We start from the raw sequence: 18,555 nt of genomic DNA, 5'->3' as shown, positions 1-18,555 counted from the left end.
GGAGACGGAGCCTTATTTTTTTGGGGAGTATATGAAACGATTTCTTATCGCCAGTGCGGCACTGCTAATGAGCGCCAGCGCGCTGGCCGACGAGTGCGACAACGCGACCACCCAGCTTGAACTGAATACCTGTAGCGCGCAGCAGTACCAGGCTGCCGATAAAAAACTCAACCAGACGTATCAGGCCGCCATCAAACGCGCGGCAGCTCCTCAGCGCGACCTGCTGAAAAAAGCGCAGCAGGCGTGGATTACCCTGCGCGATGCGGACTGCGCGTTTATCGGTTCGGGGACGGAAGGCGGGAGCGTCCAGCCAATGATTGTTAACCAGTGCCTGGCGGAAAAAACCGTGGAGCGCGAAGCGTTTCTGGCCTCGCTGATGCAGTGTGAAGAGGGCGACTTAAGCTGCCCTCTCCCGCCGGGCTGAGGGATCCCCACAAAATAATACCTGCGCGGACGGCCCCCTCTCCCTTGAGGGAGAGGGCTGGGGTGAGGGGAAACTAGCGCAGGCGGATCCCTTCGATAATCATCCGCTGCACGTTTTCCAGGGTGCTGTGGAAAAACGCCTCGTCCTGGAGCGTTTTACCGGTCACCGCCTCAACCTGGGCCGCAAAGTCAGCGTAATGCTGGGTGGAGGCCCAAATCATAAAGATCAGATGATGCGGGTCGACCGGGGCCAGTTTTCCGCTGGCGACCCATCCGGCAATAATGGCCGACTTATCATCCACCAGCTGCTTTAAATCTCCGGTTAATTCCGCCTGCAGCAGCGGCGCGCCCTGCAGCATCTCAAGACAAAACAGTCGCGACGCCTGCGGGTAATCGCGCGACACCTCCAGCTTCAGGCGAATGTACTCTTTGATCGCCACCAGCGGGGCCAGCTCCGCGCGGAACGCTTTGAGGGGCGCCAGCCAGATATCGAGGATCTGCTGCATCACCGCCACATAGAGCGCCTCTTTCGACGGGTAATAGTAAAGCAGATTGGTTTTGGATACGCCGGACTGCTCCGCCACCTGCTCCAGGCGCGTGCCGTGAATACCAAACTGCGAAAAAGTCTCCAGCGCCGCGCTGAGGATCGCCTGCTTCTTGGCGCTCACCGCCTGCGAACGTTTACCTGGTGTTTTCACTGCGCCTTGTGTCATTCCCGCTCTCCTTATTCTGCGTTGCCCTCAGCATAGCAAAACCCCCGACTCGCCACGACATCCTGCACTCCGATCGCGCATGAATGCCTGTTTTCTGTGCAATGTTTTTGACCAGTTAGTCCACATTTAGCCGCATCAATCCACCAACTTCTGATTAACACATTAATAACACAGCCATTTTCAAAACTGGCACCGCCTTTGCAAAAACACCGATACACCTGCGACGTAATGAAGAGAGGTTCGTGATGAAAATTGGCGTATTTGTACCCATCGGCAACAACGGCTGGCTTATCTCGACCACTGCACCGCAATACATGCCGACCTTTGAGCTCAATAAAGCCATCGTGCAGAAAGCAGAGCACTACCATTTCGACTTTGCGCTTTCGATGATCAAGCTGCGCGGCTTTGGCGGCAAAACTGAATTCTGGGATCACAACCTGGAGTCCTTTACCCTGATGGCCGGGCTGGCCGCGGTCACCTCGCGGATCCAAATCTACGCCACCGCCGCCACGCTCACCCTGCCCCCGGCGATCGTCGCGCGCATGGCCTCCACCATCGACTCCATCTCCGGCGGGCGTTTTGGCGTCAACCTGGTCACCGGCTGGCAAAAACCGGAGTACGAGCAGATGGGGCTCTGGCCGGGTGACGAGTACTTCTCGCGTCGCTACGACTACCTGACCGAATACGTGCAGGTGCTGCGCGACCTGTGGGGGACCGGCAAAAGCGATTTCAAGGGCGATTTCTTCACCATGAACGACTGCCGCGTCAGCCCGCAGCCGTCGGTGCCGATGAAGGTGATTTGCGCCGGGCAGAGCGACGCGGGGATGGAGTTTTCCGCGAAATACGCCGACTTCAACTTCTGCTTCGGTAAAGGCGTGAACACGCCTGCCGCCTTCGTCCCGACCGCCGCGCGGATGAAAGAGGCCGCCGACAAAACCGGGCGCGACGTGGGCTCCTACGTGCTGTTTATGGTCATTGCCGACGAAACCGACGACGCCGCGCGCGCCAAGTGGGAGCGCTATAAGGATGGCGCCGACGAGGAGGCCCTGAGCTGGCTCACCGAGCAGAGCCAGAAAGATACCCGCTCCGGGGCAGATACCAACGTTCGCCAGATGGCCGACCCGACCTCCGCCGTCAATATCAACATGGGCACCCTGGTCGGCTCTTATGCCAGCGTCGCCAGAATGCTGGACGAAGTGGCGGCCGTGCCCGGTGCGGAAGGCGTTCTGCTGACCTTCGACGATTTCCTCACCGGCGTGGAGACCTTCGGCGAGCGCATCCAGCCGCTGATGCAGTGCCGCGCCCACATCCCTGCCGTCACGAAGGAGGTGGCGTAATGACGACCCTTAACGCACGCCCGGAAGCCATCACCTTCGCGCCGCAGCAGAGCGCGCTGATCGTGGTGGACATGCAAAACGCCTACGCCAGCCAGGGCGGTTATCTGGATCTGGCGGGGTTCGACGTCTCCGCCACCCGGCCGGTGATCGAGAACATTAAAACCGCCGTCGCCGCCGCGCGCGCCGCGGGCATGCTCATCATCTGGTTCCAGAACGGCTGGGATGACCAGTACGTCGAGGCAGGCGGCCCCGGCTCGCCCAACTTCCACAAGTCGAACGCCCTGAAAACCATGCGTAAACGGCCCGAACTGCAGGGCAAGCTGCTGGCGAAAGGCGGCTGGGACTATCAGCTGGTGGATGAGCTGGTACCGCAGGCGGGCGATATTGTTCTGCCCAAACCGCGCTACAGCGGCTTTTTCAACACCCCGCTCGACAGCCTGCTGCGCAGCCGGGGCATTCGTCATCTGGTGTTCACCGGGATCGCCACTAACGTCTGCGTGGAGTCGACCCTGCGCGACGGCTTTTTCCTCGAGTATTTTGGCGTGGTGCTGGAAGACGCGACCCACCAGGCCGGGCCGGAATTCGCCCAGAAAGCGGCCCTGTTCAACATCGAAACCTTTTTTGGCTGGGTCAGTAACGTCAATGATTTCTGCGACGCCCTGACTCCCCCGCTTGCCCGTATCGCCTGAGGAGACGCCTGATGCCGAAATCCGTAATCATCCCGCCGGGTACCAGCACGCCCATTGCCCCGTTTGTTCCCGGCACACTCGCCGACGGCGTGGTGTATGTTTCCGGCACGCTGCCGTTTGATAAAGACAACAACGTGGTGTTTATCAACGACCCAAAGGCGCAAACCCGCCACGTGCTGGAGACGATCAAAACCGTGATCGAAACGGCGGGTGGCACGATGGAGGATGTGACCTTCAACAGCATCTTTATCACCGACTGGAAAAACTACGCCGCGATTAACGAGATTTACGCCGAGTTCTTCCCCGGCGATAAACCGGCGCGGTTCTGCATTCAGTGCGGGCTGGTGAAGCCAGAGGCGCTGGTTGAGATCGCCACCGTTGCGCACATCGCGAAGTGAGGCAGGTATGAAACTTTCCGTCTCGCCGCCCCCGTACGAGGGCGCGCCGGTGGTGGTCTTTATTTCCGGTCTCGGCGGCAGCGGCAGCTACTGGCTGCCCCAGCTGGCCGCGCTGGAGCCGGAGTATCAGGTGGTGTGCTATGACCAGCGGGGAACGGGCAATAACCCCGCCACCCTGCCGGAAGGGTACAGCCTTGCGCAGATGGCGGACGAGCTGGCCCAGGCGCTGGCTGAAGCCGGGATTGCCCGCTACAGCGTCGTGGGTCACGCGCTGGGGGCGCTGGTCTGCCTGCAGCTGGCCCTCGACAGGCCCGACGCCCTCACCGCGCTGGTGTGCGTTAACGGCTGGCTGACCCTCAACGCCCACACCCGCCGCTGCTTTCAGATCCGCGAGCGCCTGCTGCATTACGGCGGCGCGCAGGCGTGGGTCGAGGCGCAGCCGCTGTTTCTCTACCCTGCGGACTGGATGGCCGCCCGCGCCCCTCGTCTGGAGGCCGAAGAAGCGCTGGCGCTGGCCCATTTCCAGGGCAAAACCAACCTGCTGCACAGGCTCAGCGCCCTGAAAAAGGCCGACTTCAGCCGCCATGCGGAGCGCATTCGTTGCCCGGTACAGATTATCTGTTCTGCCGACGACATGCTGGTGCCCTCCGTCTGCTCGTCCGAGCTGCAGGCGGCGATCCCGCACAGCCGCAGCGCGGTGATGCGCCAGGGCGGACATGCCTGCAACGTCACCGAGCCGGATACCTTCAACACCCTGCTGCTGAACGGGCTTGCCAGCCTGCTGCACAGCCCGGAACCCGCTTTATAAGGAGCTTTAATGAGCGAAGCCATTACCCCCGCCGCGCTGGAAACGCTGTTCACCGGCGCCCGCACCCATAACGGCTGGCAGGATATGCCCGTCAGCGACGAAACGCTGCGCGAAATCTACAACCTGATGAAATGGGGGCCCACGTCCGCCAACTGCTCCCCGGCGCGAATTGTGTTTGTGCGAAGCGCGGAGGGAAAAGAGAAGCTGCGTCCTGCGCTCTCCAGCGGCAACCTCGAGAAAACGCTCACCGCCCCGGTCACGGCGATTGTCGCCTGGGACGGTGAATTCTACGAGCGCCTGCCCGAGCTGTTCCCGCACGGCGATGCAAAGAGCTGGTTCACCACCAGCCGCGCGCATGCGGAAGAGACCGCCTTTCGCAACAGCTCAATGCAGGCCGCCTACCTGATTTTCGCCTGTCGCGCCCTGGGGCTGGACACCGGCCCGATGTCGGGATTTGACCGCCAGAAGGTCGACGAAGCCTTTTTCACCGGCACGACGCTTAAAAGCAATCTGCTGATCAACATAGGCTATGGCGATACCCGCAAACTTTACGGGCGCCTGCCGCGCCTGGACTTCGACGACGCCTGCGGGCTGGCGTAAGGAGCGATGATGACAACACCGGATAAACAAACCTTTCGCGACGCCATGGCCTGCGTTGGCGCGGCGGTCAACATCATCACCACCGACGGCCCGGCGGGGATGGCAGGCTTCACCGCCAGCGCGGTGTGCAGCGTCACGGATTCACCGCCCACCCTGCTGGTGTGCCTGAACCGCGGCGCGTCAGTCTGGCCAATCTTTAGCGAAAACCGCACCCTTTGCGTGAATACCCTGAGCGCTGGACAGGAGCCTTTATCTAACCTGTTTGGCGGGAAAACGCCGATGGCGGAACGCTTTGCCGCCGCCCGCTGGCAGACGGGCGACACGGGCTGCCCGCGCCTGGAAGATGCGCTGGCCTCGTTTGACTGCCGCATCAGCCAGGTGGTGAGCGTCGGCACCCACGACATTCTGTTTTGCGACATTATTTCGATTATTCGCCACCCCGCGCCGCAAGGGCTGGTGTGGTTTGACCGCGGCTACCACGCGCTTATGCGACCCGCCTGTTAACCCGCCTTAAGGAGACAGACCATGTTCGGATTTCCCCACTGGCAGTTGAAATCGACCTCCACAGAAGCAGGCGTGGTCGCGCCGGATGAACGTCTCCCGCTCGGGCAGACGATGGTGATGGGCGTTCAGCACGCGGTCGCCATGTTTGGCGCCACGGTGCTGATGCCGATGCTGATGGGACTCGATCCCAACCTGTCTATTCTGATGTCGGGTATCGGCACGCTGCTGTTCTTTTTCGTCACCGGCGGGCGCGTGCCCAGCTATCTCGGATCCAGCGCCGCCTTTGTCGGAGTGGTCATCGCCACCACCGGGTTTAACGGCCAGGGGATCAACCCCAACCTGAGCGTGGCCCTCGGCGGCATCATTGCCTGCGGCCTGGTGTACACCCTGATTGGTCTGGTGGTGATGAAAATCGGCACGCGCTGGATAGAGCGAATGATGCCCCCCGTCGTGACGGGCGCCGTGGTGATGGCAATTGGCCTCAACCTCGCGCCGATTGCGGTCAGGAGCGTCTCCGCCTCGCCGTTTGAAAGCTGGATGGCGGTGATCACGGTGCTGTGCATCGGCCTGGTGGCGGTGTTCACGCGCGGCATGATCCAGCGGCTGCTGATTCTGGTTGGGCTGATTGTCGCCTGTCTGGTCTACGCCCTGCTGGCCAACGTTTTCGGTCTGGGCAAGCCGGTTGATTTTACGCTGCTGCATCAGGCCGCCTGGTTCGGCCTGCCGAAGGTGACCTCGCCCACCTTTAACACCCAGGCGATGATGCTTATCGCACCGGTGGCGGTGATCCTGGTGGCGGAGAACTTAGGCCACCTGAAGGCGGTTGCGGGGATGACCGGGCGCAGCATGGATCCGTACATGGGCCGCGCGTTCGTCGGTGACGGTCTGGCGACCATGCTCTCCGGTTCCGTAGGCGGCAGCGGCGTCACCACCTATGCTGAAAACATCGGCGTGATGGCGGTAACCAAGGTCTACTCGACGCTGGTCTTCGTGGCGGCGGCGGTGATGGCGATGCTGCTCGGCTTCTCACCGAAGTTCGGCGCGCTGATCCACACCATTCCGTCCCCGGTTATCGGCGGGGCATCGATTGTGGTGTTTGGGCTGATCGCCGTGGCCGGCGCGCGCATCTGGGTACAGCATCGCGTCGATCTCAGCCAGAACGGCAACCTGATTATGGTGGCGGTCACGCTGGTGCTGGGCGCAGGCGATTTTGCCCTGACGCTGGGCGGGTTTACGATTGGCGGGATTGGCACGGCGACCTTCGGTGCGATCTTGCTTAACGCCCTGCTGAGCCGCCGGATGGCCGCCGCGCCGCAGGGCACCGTAGTGCATCAGGATTCGTGAAATCACCATGTCGGGTGACGGCCAGGCCTTACCCGACGTGTACATTCCTTCAGAACAACAGGTAATAAAGCAATCACTCTTGCTCAAACAGCCGTTCGATAGATTTTGTAGGGAAGAACAAAGAATGGCTGTTTTCAGCTGTCAGCGGGATAAAGCCCTGCTTCAGATAAAATCGTTTTGCCCGCTCGTTAAGGGCATCAACAAATATTCCGTGTACCCCCACAGCCTGTGAAGCCAGGTAGACAACGCGCATAGCATGCGCAACGAGCGTTGTTCCCCACTCGTTTCCCTGTAGTGTTTTATCTACAGCCAGACGTCCCAGCGTCACGCTGGGTACGTTGATATAAGGGATTCGGCGCTGCTGAGTCTTAGAAGGAATCATCGCTCTTTCAAAACAGCTTCCCGATAACGTGTAATAACCCAGGACACGCGGACGATCGCGCTCTTTAAGCAGGTAGGCTCGTAAAATACGCCCATTGTGCTGACGCACCAGATGTTCAGCAAGGAAGGCATTTAGCGAGGGTTCGCCACAATCAAAATCCTCGAAGTCATAATCGGTTCCCTCTGATAACATTTCGATCGTGAGATTCTCCACGGCGCTTCACTCCATGTTTCGAAGCCGTTTTGCTGCTCGTTTCAGGCGTTCATTTGGCTCAGGCGGATTGTCGATGGCATCCATCACCGCATTCCATGATGCTTCGTTTAATACGAGACGACGGTGCTGCTCAATGACCTCTGCAGCACGCTCTGACGCACTGTTCACCATAAACTGGGTGATCGTTTGGTTCGTCATCGCCGCCGCTTCTTCAATCATTGTTTTGTCTTCGTCCGTTAAGCGAAGATCGATACGCTGTTTTTTAAGTGCTGGCATGGTTTACATCACCGTGTACGGTATTTATCCGTACACATCGTAAATAAGCCTGTCCATTTTTTCAATCTAAACCTTCTTTTGCCGTCAAATCCCTGACCTCACTCCGACGTTTTCTGAGCTTTAACTCGCTCACCAGCACCCCGGCGACAATAAATGCCGCTCCCACCAGCGCCAGAAGCGGCAAACGCTCACCTGCAATGCGTCCGAAAATCCCCGCCCAGACCGGTTCACCGGTATAAATCACCGTCGCGCGGGTTGGCGATACGCTGCGCTGCGCCCAGTTCATGGTGACCTGAATAATGGCGCTGAAGATACCCAGCCCCAGTGCGACCACCACCAGACCGGTGGACATCGGCGGCACGGACTCCCCTGCCGGCACCATCGTCGCAAACGCCACCAGCGACGCCGTGGCGAGCTGCACCACCGTTACCCGTTTGACGTCGACCTTGCCCGCCCAGGCGCTAATCAGAATAATTTCCGCCGCAATGGCAATCGCCCCAATCAGGGTGATGATTTCGCCCGGCCCCAGCGCCAGCAGGTTGTTTTCCGGCCCGGCCAGTAAGATCAGGCCGATAAACGCCAGCACGATACCTATACAGGACATCAGCCTCGGCAGCCGCCCCAGGCACAGCCACTGCAGCAGCGGCACCAGCGGCACATACATGGCGGTGATAAACGCGGATTTGCTGCTGGAGATGGTCTGCAATCCCCACGTCTGCAGGCTGTAGCCCATCGCTATCGCCACCCCAATCGCCACGCCGGCCTTAAGTTCTTTCAGCGTCAGCCCCCGCAGCGTTTTAAGCGAAATCAGCCCCACGGCAAGCGCCGCCGTCGCAAAGCGCAGGCCAACAAAAAAGAACGGATCGCTGAGGGTCACCGCGTACTGAACGGCCAGAAACGTCCCGCCCCAGAACATGGTGATGAGAATCAGGATGGCTTCCTGCGGTTTAACGGAGAATTTGAAGCGTGAGACAGACATGCGGCACTCGCGGTTAAGATCAATTCCCTAGTGTGCGTTGCCTTTGGTTACAGTTCAATGTTGCAGAAATAAAAAAACCGCCGGGAGATCCCGGCGGCAGGGGTTCAACCCGGCGTGTTACTTACTGCTGCCGTGGCTGTTTTTCCCCCCTTTCTTGCCAGCTTCAGATGCGCGTTGCGGGTCATTCTTGAAGTTGCCCCCGCTATGCTGGCCACCTTTACGGCCTGCTTCTGATGCTCTTTCACGGTCTTCTGCGAAATTACCTGAACCACCACGATGGTTTGCCATCTCTAACCTCCAGAATGTGAAACATTAGACATCATATTGCATTCAGTAAAAGAGGATTCTTTCACCTCGCAACACAAGGACAGTGCCTTTATCTGTGCCGCGTGAAACTAAGCTTAGTGGAATGCCGCTATCCGGCAAGCCGCAGGTAATATTCTGCAACATGAACTCAGCCTTTCGGGTGAGATGACGCGGCGGCAATTCATAAGCCTTTCTTATCATTTCAAAAATCAGCTGCCAAAAAGTTGTTTCATTTTGCTACAAAGCCTTTTTGTAACCATATTGTTATAAATCAAAGAAATGCCGTTCATTTTTGCAGTCTGGCTGTGATGGCATATCTTTAAAAGAACGCAGCGATCCGCTGTCAGAAAAACCAACGAGGAGTGATGCAAAATGGCAAAAGTTCTGGTGCTCTATTATTCCATGTATGGACACATTGAAACCATGGCTCACGCGGTTGCAGAAGGTGCGAACAGGGTTGATGGCGTTGAGGTTGTGGTGAAACGCGTACCGGAAACCATGCAGGCGGAAGCCTTCCTGAAAGCCGGGGGGAAAACGCAAAACGCCCCGGTCGCCACCCCGCAGGAGCTGGCGGACTATGATGCCATCATCTTCGGCACCCCGACCCGCTTCGGCAATATGTCGGGCCAGATGCGCACCTTCCTCGATCAAACCGGCGGACTTTGGGCATCCGGGGCGCTTTACGGCAAACTCGCCAGCGTATTCAGCTCTACCGGCACCGGTGGCGGTCAGGAGCAGACGATTACCTCAACCTGGACTACCCTTGCTCATCACGGGATGGTGATTGTGCCGATTGGCTACGGTGCCCAGGAGCTGTTTGACATTTCCCAGGTGCGTGGCGGTACGCCGTACGGCGCAACCACCATTGCCGGTGGAGATGGCTCACGTCAGCCAAGCAATGAAGAACTGTCTATCGCCCGCTATCAGGGTGAATACGTCGCGGGTCTGGCCAAAAAACTGAACGGCTAACACCCAACAGGAGGACAAGCATGCCAACTCAAGAATCCAAAGCTCACCACGTGGGCGAATGGGCAAGTTTACGCAACACCTCTCCGGAGATTGCCGAAGCTATCTTTGAAGTCGCGAAGTACGATGAAAAGCTGGCCGAGCAGATTTGGGAGGAAGGTAACGATGAGGTGCTGGTGCGCGCCTTCGAAAAAACGGATAAAGACTCGCTCTTCTGGGGCGAGCAAACCATCGAACGTAAAAACGTCTAAGCGTTTCCCCCCGCCGCAGCGGGGGGTTCTCTTTTACTTCGCCGCGTTATTCATCACCGCATTGAATTTATCGACAGGACAGAAGCCGTTCGCATCCACCGGGCAGCCTTTCAGCTCCAGCGTCACGCGCTGCGCGGGCGACTGCAGCGACAGCACGCTGGCGTTACGCAGCTGCTCTGAGCTCTGGTAGACATACTCAATTTTCATCAGCTCCTGGTTGGCATTTTTGTCATGCCAGCGCTGGAAAACAATCTTGCCGCCAATCGGGGTGCGCTCCTGCTGGTCGTGCAACTGATACGGTTTGAAATCCAGGGCCGTCAGCAGGGAAGCAATGTTCGAGTCGTGCCCCACCAGCAGGGTGATTTTCGGCGCTTTTGCCTGTTCGGTGACCAGCGTTTTATCAATGTACTTCACCAGCGGCTTCGCCACGTTTTGCGCCACTTCGGTGGAGGTAAACAGCGAGTCCTGATAGCCGTTCTTCAGCTTCGACAGCACGCGCCACTGCTGGTCGGTTTTGATTTCGCCCCAGGCCACCTGGTCGGCCGGGAAGCCTTCGTAATACTGCAGCGTGAACGCGTCCACCAGCGAGTTACCCACCTTCAGCGGCCCGGATACGCCAGGCTCTTTTTCATAGTCGGCGCTGAAGGTATCTTTCGCGTCAGCCAGCGAGCAGACCTTTTTCTCTTTGCAGGACGGGGAATCCGCGTAGTTCGTCATCTGCTCCAGCAGCTTATAGCTTTCGGTAAGCTGCATTTTCTGCCGCTCGGTCTCCATCGCCTTGAGCGCTTTTTCACGGAATTCCGGCGAGTTATCGGTTATCACCGGATTGAAGGTCGGATCCATGGTGCCCATTTTTTCCTGATGGTGCACGGGAACGTCGCAGCCCGGGAACGCGCCGGTGATGAAGAACTGCGCGGTGGCAACGGTACGCTGCAGGCTGTTGGCGTAAGCATAAACGCTATCCGCCGCAGGACATTCTCCCGTCTTCACCATCCCCTGCTGCGCCAGCCACTCGCGCATGTAATGGCCCATATAGACTTCCAGCACGCCGCCCTTGGTAGTGAGCTGACCGCCCGGCACCTCCCACTCCGGCCACTGCTTCGGCGTGGACTGCTCCAGCACGCTGCCGTTATTGGCGAGCGGCGCGCGCAGGTTGTGACGGCTCATGATTAAAACTTGCTCCAGCTGATACCCTTCCGGCGTCTCTTGCGCCTGCACGCCAAACGTTGCTGAAATGGAACCGGCGACTGCCAGCGCGAGTAGTGCTTTTCTCATCCCTAATTCCTCACTCGTTTTAAAATGTCGCGTTCAGTGTGACAGGTTCGTGACAATTTTCCGGGAAGCATTTCTCAAACTGATGATTAACGTGCTTACGGTGTGCACCAATAAGTTTTATAATAAAACCACACCCCACCGGAGAATTGACCGTGAAACGTACCCGCCTCGAAGAGAGCACCTGCCCCGTCGCCCGTTCGCTGGATATCATCGGCGACTGGTGGTCGCTGCTGATTGTTCGCGACGCGCTGCGCGGGATAAAACGCTTCGGCGAGTTTCAGAAAAGCCTCGGCATCGCCAAAAACATGCTGACCGCGCGGCTAAAACTGCTGGTCGACGAAGGCATCCTCCGGCTTCAGCCCGCGTCCGACGGCAGCGCCTGGCAGGAATACGTCCTGACCGACAAGGGGCGTGCCCTGCAAACGGTGCTGGTTGCCCTCTCCCAGTGGGGCAATGAATTTTTGTTTGCGGATAACGAATGCGGCACCGTGCTGGTCGATACCGAACAGCGCAAACCCCTGCGCAAACTGGCTCTTATCGCCGACGATGGCCGCGAACTGACGCCTGAAGAGATCGTGGCAAAACTCCCCTCCTGAACGTTCCCGACGGCAACAGCACAAAATGCTCGCAAATATGGTTGCATTATAAAACCAAATAGCAGAGAGTTTATTCAGTTTCATCTTGAAACCAAATAACCCACTTTGCCCTGAGGTAACACACGATGACTACGCAAATCACCACCGCCCTGATTACGGGCGCCTCTTCCGTGATTGGTGCCGTTTATGCCGAACGTCTTGCCGCGCGCGGCGCTAACCTGGTGCTGGTCGCACGTCGCGAGGATCGCCTGAAAACCCTTGCCGCCGACCTTCGCGCGCGCTACGGCGTGGCCGTCGATATTCTGGTGGCCGATCTTACCGATGAAGCCGGGATCCGCGCCGTGGAAGAGGCGCTGCGCAGCAATACCGCGATTGATACGCTCATTAACAACGCGGGCACCGCGCAGATGGCGCCGTTCCTCGCGGGCGATGTGGCGCAGCATCAGGCCATTAACACCCTGAACACCACGGCGCTGATGCGTCTGACCTACGCCATCCTGCCACGCCTGGCGCAGAACAATCGCGGCACGCTGATCAATATCGCGTCCGTGCTGGCTCTGCACGTCCGGGCGGGCAGCGCGCTCTACAGCGCCACCAAGGCGTGGGTGTTGAGCTTTACCCGTGGGTTACAGGAAGAATTTGCCGACAGCAACGTGCGCATTCAGGCCGTGCTGCCCGCCGCCACGGCGACAGAAATCTGGAGCCATTCGGGCGTCACGGTGAACGATCTGCCGGAAGGATCGGTGATGACCACCGACGATATGGTAGATGCATCGCTGGCGGGTATGGATCAGGGTGAACCGATCACCATCCCGCCGATGCATGACGCCGGCCTGTGGGATCGCTACGAAGCGGCGCGTCTTGAGCTGTTCAACAGCGCGCGCACCGGCATTCCGGCACCGCGCTACGCAAAACAGTAGCCTAACGCTCAAGCTGGTCGCCGTACTCGCTCATCCAGGCGGCCAGCGGGGAGAGTGCGTCCTGCAGGGTTAGCCCCAGCTCGGTGATCTGATACTCCACGCGCGGGGGGATCTCCGGGTAGACCGTCCGCGTCACCAGCCCGCGCTGCTCAAACAGGCGCAGCTGCTTCGTCAGCTCTTTCTGCGTGATGGGGGCAGCGGCCCGCAGCAGATCGCCAAAGCGTACGGGCGTGTTGAACACAATCAGGCGGTAGAGAATGGGGATCGCCCACTTACCGGAAATCAGGTTCACAAACTGCGTCATCGGGCAGGTATACGCCTCAGATTTTTTTTCACAGCACACCTCCAGCATTTCTGCCATAGCACACCTCTTGCCTCTTTAGTATCCATTTGGTACCTGGTTTCCTTTCGATACTAACGTTTCTATAGTGCTTTCTCCAGAGACATTTCAGGAGAAGAACATGGGTCGTTTGACAGATAAATATACGCTGATTACCGGCGGCACCAGCGGCATCGGTCTTGCCACCGCGCAGGCGTTTATCGCCGAAGGCGCGCGCGTCGCCGTGACCGGACGCAACCCGGACACCCTCGCCGAAGCAGAACGTATTCTTGGCGACAAGGCCTGGGCGATCCCGACCGATGCGGGAGATATCGCCTCGCAAAAAGCGCTGGCGGAAACCCTCGCCGCCCGCTGGCCACGCCTGGACGCGGTGTTTCTCAACGCCGGTGACGTGACGCACGCGCCGCTGGAAGCCTGGCAGGAGGAGGCGTGGGACCGCCTGATGGGCATCAACCTGAAGGGGCCGTTCTTTTTAATTCAGGCGCTGCTGCCGCTGCTGAATAACCCGTCGTCGGTGATCCTCTGCGGCTCGGTGAGCGCGCGTATCGGCCTGCCCACCAGCAGCGTGTATGCCGCGAGCAAGGCCGCCCTGCTGTCGCTGGCGCGCACGCTGTCGGCGGAGCTGCTGCCGCGCGGGATCCGCGTCAACGGCCTGAGCCCCGGTCCGGTGGAGACCCCGGCGTTTACCAAAACGGGCTTAAGCGACGAGGCGCTTAACGCGATGATGGCGGAGATCATCAAGCTGGTGCCGCTCGGCAGAATGGGCTCGACGACGGAGCTGGCAAAAGCCGCGCTCTATCTGGCCTCCGACGAGTCGAGCTACACGGTGGGAACGGAGCTGCTGGTCGACGGCGGAATGGGGAGTTTGTAACTCAAAAGGCGCTGATGCCGGTGACGATGCCGACATACAGCGCCGCCCATGCGCAGGCGGAAAGCAGGCTGACGGCGTAGACCTTGACTGCATTCAGCCTGAGCATTCCCGCCGCCAGCGGCACGATGTAGCGCAGCACCGCCAGAAAACGCGCGGTGAACAGGACCAGCACCCCGTTTTTCTGCAGCTGATGCTGCACCCGCAGCATTTTACCGGCGTGCTTTGCCGAGAAGCGGGTCATCCATCGCGTGTGCCCCATCAGCTGGCCGATATGGTAGTTCAGCACCGAACCCGCCGTTGCCCCCAACACCACGGCCAGCCACGCCTGCGCAGGATGCATGCTCGCCTGGCTGACGGTAATGCCCGCCAGCAGCATCACCGAGGCGGGCGGCAGCACGGAGGAGACTAGCACCGTCGATTTACTCAGCGCCATCACAAATAACAGCGCGAAAAGATGTGCCGGATACAGCGCAAAATGATTCAGCAGATTATCAAACCACGCCATTATCCTCTCCTCCGTTGATTATTTAATCCTCCATTAGAAATGAATTAACCTAAATAAACCCTCAACATTTTATTAATAAAAATCGTCTAAACCGTTCTTAAACATTATTTAATTTTCTGAGCGGTAAATTTAAATAAGCGTATTATTCCTCACGTTTTACAACGATCTCGTTATGGCGAGGCTCCTGTACAAATACACGTTATCGCTCTGGTAGGTTCGAGAGAACCGACACAGGGTAAAACAGGCACTGTCGAATCAAGGCTTTGTCAGTATAACTTCCCTCGTGGGATACGGTGTACAGTGCTGAACCCAGGACGTGGGGATCTCCTCTTCGACATGCCCTGTCTTGCTCGCCCCTGAGAGATGTTATTATTCAAAGGGAATTCACTATGTCTTACGCTATTCACAACCAGAACCTGGCATTCAATGACAGCGCGATCGCGCAATATATGAATACCGATTTTATTGTCCTCGATATTTCATTATGCGTGGCGCTGGCGCGCGAACAATTCTTCGAAAAATTAAAAGACGACGATATTCCGTCTCATATTTTTATTGAAGACAATGGCCGCCTGGCGGGCATGATTGCCGTGCGTAAATTGCTGCAGACCGCCGACACGGTACAGCCGGTGAAATCGCTGATGATTTCGCAGTTTTTGCAGGTCAAACCGGAGGATGAACGTGCCGACGTTGCCGGACTGCTGGCGCACGGCGGCGCGGATGTGGTGCCCGTGGTCACCCACGGCAAGCTCGTCGGCTGCCTGACCGAGCGCGAAATCGCCCATCTGCTGGAAGATGACGTCACCGAAGACGCCCAGCTTCAGGGGGCGACGCTGCCGCTGGAGAAGCCCTATCTGGACACCAGCCCGTATAGCCTGTGGAAGAAACGCTCCGTCTGGCTGCTGCTGCTGTTTGTCGCGGAGGCCTACACCAGTTCGGTGATCCAGCATTTTGAAGAGGCGCTGGAGTCCGCCATCGCGCTGGCGTTCTTTATTCCGCTGCTGATCGGCACGGGCGGCAACAGCGGGACGCAGATCACCTCCACGCTTGTGCGCGCCATGGCGCTGGGGGAAGTCCGCCTGCGCGACGTTGGCCGCGTGCTGCGTAAAGAGATGACCACCTCGCTGATGATTGCCGCCACGCTCGGTATCGCCGGGTGCATTCGCGCCTGGATGATGGGGATTGGGCTGGAAATCACGCTTATCGTCAGCCTGACGCTGGTGTGCATTACGCTCTGGAGTGCGATTGTGTCGTCCGTGATCCCGATGGTGCTCAAGCGCTGCGGCATTGACCCGGCGGTCGTCTCCGCGCCGTTTATCGCGACGCTTATCGACGGCACCGGGCTGATTATCTACTTCAAGATCGCGCAATATACGCTGGGGCTGGAGTAACGCGGTCCGCCAGCTGGATCACCGCTCGCGAAAACGCCTCAATCGCCAGGGCGACATCCTCAGCCATCACCGATTCCGCCGGATGGTGGCTGACGCCCCCTTTGCAGCGCACAAACAGCATGCCGACCGGCCAGCGTTCCGCGATGGCAATCGCGTCGTGGCCCGCACCGCTGGGCAGCGATAGCGAGCGACCCTGTACCGATGTAACGGCCTCCCCCAGCACGTTTTGCAGGTGGATATCGCACGGCGTGGCGGCAATGCGGTAAAACTCCTCGGCGCTGAAGTCCAGACCGCGGCGCGAGGCGATCGCCTGCGCATGTTCCAGCAGGTCGTTAAGCAACCGATCCAGCGGCGCATCCTGCGGCCCGCGAATATCCAGCGAGAGCTGAACCTCGCCGGGGATCACGTTCACCGCCCCCGGCAGGCAGCGCAGCTCGCCAACCGTCGCCACCAGGTTGCCGCCCTGCTGTCGGGTAGCGTTTTCAATGATAACTATCCACTCGGCGGCGGCGGCCAGCGCGTCCCTGCGGTGGAGCATCGGCACGGTTCCCGCGTGCCCGGCCTCGCCGGTAAAGCGGCAGTTCAGACGACGCGCGCCGTTAATGGCTTCCACCACGCCAAGGGCGAGCGCCTCCTGCTCAAGGCACGGCCCCTGCTCAATATGCAGCTCCAGATAGGCGCTGAAATCCTCCTGACGGCGCGCGGCATGGAGCACGCGGGCAGGATCGAGCCCCATCAGGGTCATCGCCTGCGCCACGCTGATCCCGCTGGCGTCGGCTTTTTCCAGCCAGCCCTGCGGCCAGGTGCCCGTCAGCCCCCGGCTGCCTAACAGCGTAATGCCGAAGCGGGTTCCCTCTTCGTCGCAAAAGCCGACAATCTCGATGGCCTGGGCCAGATGCACACCCTGCTGGTGCAGGCTGTCCACCACCTCAATGGCGGCAAGCACGCCGAGCATGCCGTCGTAGCGCCCGGCATTGCGCACGGTATCGAGATGCGAGCCGAGCAGCACCGCCTGCGCCCCTTCCTGCGCGCCCTCATAGCGTCCACAGATGTTGCCCACGCTGTCCTGCCAGACGGTCATTCCCGCCTGGCTCATCCACTGCCCCACCAGCTGGTTGGCGTGCAGATGCTGGGTGGAGAGATAAACCCTCGTCAGCGCATCCGGGGTTTCGCTGATGGCGGCCAGCGCGTCGGCGCGCGCCATCACCCGTTCTGCCGCCGGGCTCATTGCGGCGTCTCGCGACGATAGTGGTCCCACGCGGCCTGCATGGCGGCCCCCTGCGTGGTGGTGAATTTCAGGTAGTTCAGCACCGACTCCAGCGCGCTCAGGGTGGTCATCACGCAGTCCTTGCGCGCGTTGTAGCCCATGGTGCCAATGCGCCACACTTTGCCGTGCAGCGGGCCAAACGAGGTGCCGATTTCAATCCCGAAATCCTCCAGCATCAGCTTACGCACCTGGTCGCCGTTGACGCCCTGCGGGATAACCACGCCCAGCACGTTGTTCATCTTGTGCTTCAGGTCGCCGAAGGTCTCCAACCCCATCGCCTGAATGCCCTTCAGCAGCGCATCGCCGTGCAGCTTATGGCGCGCGATGCCGTTATCCAGCCCTTCCTGCAGGATCAGACGCGCACACTCGCGGGCGCCAAACAGCGCGGTGGTGGCTTCGGTATGGTGGTTAAGGCGCTCCGGCCCCCAGTAGTCCATCACCATGCCGAGATCGAAATAGTTGGAGTAGATCATCTCCTCGTCGCCGTCGCGGTGGGCGTCGGTGCGGATGCCCTCCTCAACGCATTTACGGCGGCGGATCGCCTCCTCCATGCGCGCGCTCAGGGTGATCGGCGAGGTGCCCGACGGGCCGCCGAGGCACTTCTGCATCCCGGCCGAGACGGCGTCCAGCCCCCAGGCGTCGGTCTCCAGCGCGTTGCCGCCGAGCGACGCGGTGGCGTCGGTATAAAACAGCACGTCGTAGCGTCGGCAGATCGCGCCAAGCTCGGCGAGCGGCTGCAGCATGGTGGTGGAGGTATCGCCCTGCACGGTCAGCAGCAGGCGCGGACGAATACGCTTAATCGCATCCTCCACCTGGTCGGGGGTGAACACCTCGCCCCACGGCACCTCGATGGTATGCACCTCCGCGCGGCAGCGGCGGGCAATTTCGCACAGCAGATGACCAAAGCGGCCAAAGACCGGCACCAGCACCTTATCTCCCGGGCGAATGGCGGAGACCAGAATGGCTTCAATTCCCGCGCGGGAGGTGCCGTCCACCAGCATCGTCCAGCGGTTCTCGGTGCGGAACACCCCGCGATAGAGCGCCATCACCTCGTTCATGTAGTGGGTCATGGCCGGATCGTACTGGCCGATCAGCTGGCTCGACATGGCGCGCAGCACGCGCGGGTCGGCGTTGATCGGGCCCGGCCCCATCAGCAGGCGCTGGGGCGGGTTGATTTGCGGAAAGCGTGCGATATCCATTG

General features: G+C 59.6%; 24 protein-coding genes and 1 riboswitch. Of the genes, 14 read left to right on the top strand and 10 right to left on the bottom strand.

The window, feature by feature from the left end; genetic code table 11:
• Nucleotides 1–31: 31 nt before the first annotated feature.
• Nucleotides 32–424, top strand: coding sequence for a lysozyme inhibitor LprI family protein (locus NI40_RS07685; protein WP_039261695.1), 393 nt, complete (start codon nt 32–34; stop codon nt 422–424).
• Between the two features lie 73 nt (nt 425–497).
• On the opposite strand, the gene rutR is transcribed toward NI40_RS07685, so the two are convergent.
• Entirely contained in the window at nt 498–1,136 is a 639-nt protein-coding gene (rutR, locus tag NI40_RS07680) for an HTH-type transcriptional regulator RutR (protein ID WP_023311087.1), read from the bottom strand.
• Between the two features lie 245 nt (nt 1,137–1,381).
• On the opposite strand from rutR, the gene rutA reads away from it, so the two are divergent.
• From rutA to rutG, 7 genes are read left to right on the top strand one after another with little or no spacing between them, the layout of a single operon-like run.
• Nucleotides 1,382–2,473, top strand: coding sequence for a pyrimidine utilization protein A (rutA, locus tag NI40_RS07675; RefSeq protein ID WP_039261693.1), 1,092 nt, complete (start codon nt 1,382–1,384; stop codon nt 2,471–2,473).
• Entirely contained in the window at nt 2,473–3,162 is a 690-nt protein-coding gene (gene rutB / locus NI40_RS07670; protein WP_033145167.1) for a pyrimidine utilization protein B, read from the top strand. Before rutA ends, rutB begins: the two co-directional genes overlap by 1 nt.
• An 11-nt stretch (nt 3,163–3,173) precedes the next feature.
• Nucleotides 3,174–3,560 (top strand): pyrimidine utilization protein C, encoded by a 387-nt coding sequence (gene rutC, locus NI40_RS07665; protein ID WP_010429508.1) that lies wholly within the window; start codon nt 3,174–3,176, stop codon nt 3,558–3,560.
• Nucleotides 3,561–3,567: 7 nt separating this feature from the next.
• The gene (rutD, locus tag NI40_RS07660; protein WP_032658084.1) at nt 3,568–4,368 is read left to right on the top strand and encodes a pyrimidine utilization protein D; all 801 of its coding nucleotides are present in this window, start codon (nt 3,568–3,570) and stop codon (nt 4,366–4,368) included.
• 9 nt (nt 4,369–4,377) lie between these two features.
• Nucleotides 4,378–4,968 (top strand): malonic semialdehyde reductase, encoded by a 591-nt coding sequence (locus tag NI40_RS07655; protein WP_039261690.1) that lies wholly within the window; start codon nt 4,378–4,380, stop codon nt 4,966–4,968.
• A gap of 9 nt (nt 4,969–4,977) precedes the next feature.
• Nucleotides 4,978–5,472, top strand: coding sequence for an NADH-dependent FMN reductase RutF (rutF, locus tag NI40_RS07650; protein WP_039261688.1), 495 nt, complete (start codon nt 4,978–4,980; stop codon nt 5,470–5,472).
• Nucleotides 5,473–5,493: 21 nt separating this feature from the next.
• A complete protein-coding gene (gene rutG, locus NI40_RS07645) occupies nt 5,494–6,816 on the top strand; it encodes a pyrimidine utilization transport protein G (RefSeq protein WP_039261687.1) in 1,323 nt (440 codons plus the stop codon).
• 73 nt (nt 6,817–6,889) lie between these two features.
• On the opposite strand, the gene NI40_RS07640 is transcribed toward rutG, so the two are convergent.
• The 4 genes from NI40_RS07640 to NI40_RS07625 all read right to left on the bottom strand — a co-directional run bounded on the left by NI40_RS07640 (nt 6,890) and on the right by NI40_RS07625 (nt 8,954).
• Complete coding sequence (locus tag NI40_RS07640; RefSeq protein ID WP_176686754.1) at nt 6,890–7,390, bottom strand: GNAT family N-acetyltransferase; 501 nt, start codon at nt 7,388–7,390, stop codon at nt 6,890–6,892.
• 27 nt (nt 7,391–7,417) lie between these two features.
• Nucleotides 7,418–7,687, bottom strand: a complete 270-nt coding sequence (locus NI40_RS07635) for a type II toxin-antitoxin system TacA family antitoxin (protein ID WP_008499829.1) — start codon at nt 7,685–7,687, stop codon at nt 7,418–7,420.
• A 61-nt stretch (nt 7,688–7,748) separates the two neighbouring features.
• Nucleotides 7,749–8,666 (bottom strand): DMT family transporter, encoded by a 918-nt coding sequence (locus NI40_RS07630; protein ID WP_039261683.1) that lies wholly within the window; start codon nt 8,664–8,666, stop codon nt 7,749–7,751.
• 117 nt (nt 8,667–8,783) lie between these two features.
• Complete coding sequence (locus tag NI40_RS07625; RefSeq protein ID WP_023311077.1) at nt 8,784–8,954, bottom strand: general stress protein; 171 nt, start codon at nt 8,952–8,954, stop codon at nt 8,784–8,786.
• A gap of 390 nt (nt 8,955–9,344) precedes the next feature.
• Here NI40_RS07625 and wrbA point away from each other — a divergent pair, with 390 nt between their 5' ends.
• Complete coding sequence (gene wrbA / locus NI40_RS07620; protein WP_023311076.1) at nt 9,345–9,941, top strand: NAD(P)H:quinone oxidoreductase; 597 nt, start codon at nt 9,345–9,347, stop codon at nt 9,939–9,941.
• A gap of 20 nt (nt 9,942–9,961) precedes the next feature.
• On the top strand, nt 9,962–10,189 hold the full coding sequence (locus NI40_RS07615; protein ID WP_008499832.1) for a YccJ family protein: 228 nt from the start codon (nt 9,962–9,964) through the stop codon (nt 10,187–10,189).
• Between the two features lie 33 nt (nt 10,190–10,222).
• Here NI40_RS07615 and agp read toward each other — a convergent pair whose 3' ends face one another.
• On the bottom strand, nt 10,223–11,464 hold the full coding sequence (gene agp, locus NI40_RS07610) for a bifunctional glucose-1-phosphatase/inositol phosphatase (RefSeq protein ID WP_039261681.1): 1,242 nt from the start codon (nt 11,462–11,464) through the stop codon (nt 10,223–10,225).
• Nucleotides 11,465–11,616: 152 nt separating this feature from the next.
• Between agp and NI40_RS07605 the strand changes: the two genes are divergently transcribed.
• Nucleotides 11,617–12,060: a winged helix-turn-helix transcriptional regulator gene (locus tag NI40_RS07605; RefSeq protein ID WP_039261676.1), complete on the top strand. Its 444-nt coding sequence runs from the start codon at nt 11,617–11,619 to the stop codon at nt 12,058–12,060.
• Nucleotides 12,061–12,185: 125 nt separating this feature from the next.
• On the top strand, nt 12,186–12,980 hold the full coding sequence (locus NI40_RS07600) for an SDR family NAD(P)-dependent oxidoreductase (protein WP_039261674.1): 795 nt from the start codon (nt 12,186–12,188) through the stop codon (nt 12,978–12,980).
• Between the two features lies 1 nt (nt 12,981).
• On the opposite strand, the gene NI40_RS07595 is transcribed toward NI40_RS07600, so the two are convergent.
• The gene (locus NI40_RS07595) at nt 12,982–13,341 is read right to left on the bottom strand and encodes a winged helix-turn-helix transcriptional regulator (RefSeq protein ID WP_023335206.1); all 360 of its coding nucleotides are present in this window, start codon (nt 13,339–13,341) and stop codon (nt 12,982–12,984) included.
• A 100-nt stretch (nt 13,342–13,441) separates the two neighbouring features.
• On the opposite strand from NI40_RS07595, the gene NI40_RS07590 reads away from it, so the two are divergent.
• On the top strand, nt 13,442–14,191 hold the full coding sequence (locus NI40_RS07590) for an SDR family oxidoreductase (RefSeq protein ID WP_039261672.1): 750 nt from the start codon (nt 13,442–13,444) through the stop codon (nt 14,189–14,191).
• Between the two features lies 1 nt (nt 14,192).
• On the opposite strand, the gene NI40_RS07585 is transcribed toward NI40_RS07590, so the two are convergent.
• Nucleotides 14,193–14,696 (bottom strand): DedA family protein, encoded by a 504-nt coding sequence (locus NI40_RS07585; protein WP_039261670.1) that lies wholly within the window; start codon nt 14,694–14,696, stop codon nt 14,193–14,195.
• 159 nt (nt 14,697–14,855) lie between these two features.
• Nucleotides 14,856–15,025, top strand: a riboswitch (M-box (ykoK) riboswitch).
• A 60-nt stretch (nt 15,026–15,085) separates the two neighbouring features.
• Here NI40_RS07585 and NI40_RS07580 point away from each other — a divergent pair.
• Nucleotides 15,086–16,087, top strand: coding sequence for a magnesium transporter (locus tag NI40_RS07580; protein WP_029741838.1), 1,002 nt, complete (start codon nt 15,086–15,088; stop codon nt 16,085–16,087).
• On the opposite strand, the gene hpxK is transcribed toward NI40_RS07580, so the two are convergent.
• A complete protein-coding gene (hpxK, locus tag NI40_RS07575) occupies nt 16,053–17,315 on the bottom strand; it encodes an allantoate amidohydrolase (RefSeq protein ID WP_045888461.1) in 1,263 nt (420 codons plus the stop codon). The two genes, NI40_RS07580 and hpxK, sit on opposite strands and share 35 nt — an antisense overlap.
• Nucleotides 17,312–18,553, bottom strand: coding sequence for a pyridoxal-phosphate-dependent aminotransferase family protein (locus tag NI40_RS07570; protein WP_039261669.1), 1,242 nt, complete (start codon nt 18,551–18,553; stop codon nt 17,312–17,314). The genes hpxK and NI40_RS07570 overlap by 4 nt, the downstream gene beginning before the upstream one ends.
• Nucleotides 18,554–18,555: the final 2 nt, after the last annotated feature.

This window comes from Enterobacter sp. E20, from assembly GCF_000801755.2.
Taxonomy (GTDB): Bacteria; Pseudomonadota; Gammaproteobacteria; order Enterobacterales; family Enterobacteriaceae; genus Enterobacter; species Enterobacter asburiae_B.
The sequence above is the reverse complement of the archived record's forward strand: the minus strand, read 5'-3'. Positions and strand labels throughout refer to the sequence as shown.

What these genes read in the sequence shown, in the direction of transcription:
- NI40_RS07570 (WP_039261669.1), bottom strand. Translation starts at nt 18,553, where the DNA reads ATGGATATCGCACGCTTTCCGCAAATCAACCCGCCCCAGCGCCTGCTG.
- agp (WP_039261681.1), bottom strand. Translation starts at nt 11,464, where the DNA reads ATGAGAAAAGCACTACTCGCGCTGGCAGTCGCCGGTTCCATTTCAGCA.
- NI40_RS07590 (WP_039261672.1), top strand. Translation starts at nt 13,442, where the DNA reads ATGGGTCGTTTGACAGATAAATATACGCTGATTACCGGCGGCACCAGC.
- NI40_RS07600 (WP_039261674.1), top strand. Translation starts at nt 12,186, where the DNA reads ATGACTACGCAAATCACCACCGCCCTGATTACGGGCGCCTCTTCCGTG.
- rutB (WP_033145167.1), top strand. Translation starts at nt 2,473, where the DNA reads ATGACGACCCTTAACGCACGCCCGGAAGCCATCACCTTCGCGCCGCAG.
- rutF (WP_039261688.1), top strand. Translation starts at nt 4,978, where the DNA reads ATGACAACACCGGATAAACAAACCTTTCGCGACGCCATGGCCTGCGTT.
- rutD (WP_032658084.1), top strand. Translation starts at nt 3,568, where the DNA reads ATGAAACTTTCCGTCTCGCCGCCCCCGTACGAGGGCGCGCCGGTGGTG.
- NI40_RS07585 (WP_039261670.1), bottom strand. Translation starts at nt 14,696, where the DNA reads ATGGCGTGGTTTGATAATCTGCTGAATCATTTTGCGCTGTATCCGGCA.
- rutR (WP_023311087.1), bottom strand. Translation starts at nt 1,136, where the DNA reads ATGACACAAGGCGCAGTGAAAACACCAGGTAAACGTTCGCAGGCGGTG.
- rutA (WP_039261693.1), top strand. Translation starts at nt 1,382, where the DNA reads ATGAAAATTGGCGTATTTGTACCCATCGGCAACAACGGCTGGCTTATC.
- NI40_RS07685 (WP_039261695.1), top strand. Translation starts at nt 32, where the DNA reads ATGAAACGATTTCTTATCGCCAGTGCGGCACTGCTAATGAGCGCCAGC.
- rutG (WP_039261687.1), top strand. Translation starts at nt 5,494, where the DNA reads ATGTTCGGATTTCCCCACTGGCAGTTGAAATCGACCTCCACAGAAGCA.
- NI40_RS07655 (WP_039261690.1), top strand. Translation starts at nt 4,378, where the DNA reads ATGAGCGAAGCCATTACCCCCGCCGCGCTGGAAACGCTGTTCACCGGC.
- NI40_RS07640 (WP_176686754.1), bottom strand. Translation starts at nt 7,390, where the DNA reads ATGTTATCAGAGGGAACCGATTATGACTTCGAGGATTTTGATTGTGGC.
- NI40_RS07625 (WP_023311077.1), bottom strand. Translation starts at nt 8,954, where the DNA reads ATGGCAAACCATCGTGGTGGTTCAGGTAATTTCGCAGAAGACCGTGAA.
- NI40_RS07635 (WP_008499829.1), bottom strand. Translation starts at nt 7,687, where the DNA reads ATGCCAGCACTTAAAAAACAGCGTATCGATCTTCGCTTAACGGACGAA.
- NI40_RS07630 (WP_039261683.1), bottom strand. Translation starts at nt 8,666, where the DNA reads ATGTCTGTCTCACGCTTCAAATTCTCCGTTAAACCGCAGGAAGCCATC.
- wrbA (WP_023311076.1), top strand. Translation starts at nt 9,345, where the DNA reads ATGGCAAAAGTTCTGGTGCTCTATTATTCCATGTATGGACACATTGAA.
- NI40_RS07580 (WP_029741838.1), top strand. Translation starts at nt 15,086, where the DNA reads ATGTCTTACGCTATTCACAACCAGAACCTGGCATTCAATGACAGCGCG.
- rutC (WP_010429508.1), top strand. Translation starts at nt 3,174, where the DNA reads ATGCCGAAATCCGTAATCATCCCGCCGGGTACCAGCACGCCCATTGCC.
- NI40_RS07595 (WP_023335206.1), bottom strand. Translation starts at nt 13,341, where the DNA reads ATGGCAGAAATGCTGGAGGTGTGCTGTGAAAAAAAATCTGAGGCGTAT.
- NI40_RS07615 (WP_008499832.1), top strand. Translation starts at nt 9,962, where the DNA reads ATGCCAACTCAAGAATCCAAAGCTCACCACGTGGGCGAATGGGCAAGT.
- hpxK (WP_045888461.1), bottom strand. Translation starts at nt 17,315, where the DNA reads ATGAGCCCGGCGGCAGAACGGGTGATGGCGCGCGCCGACGCGCTGGCC.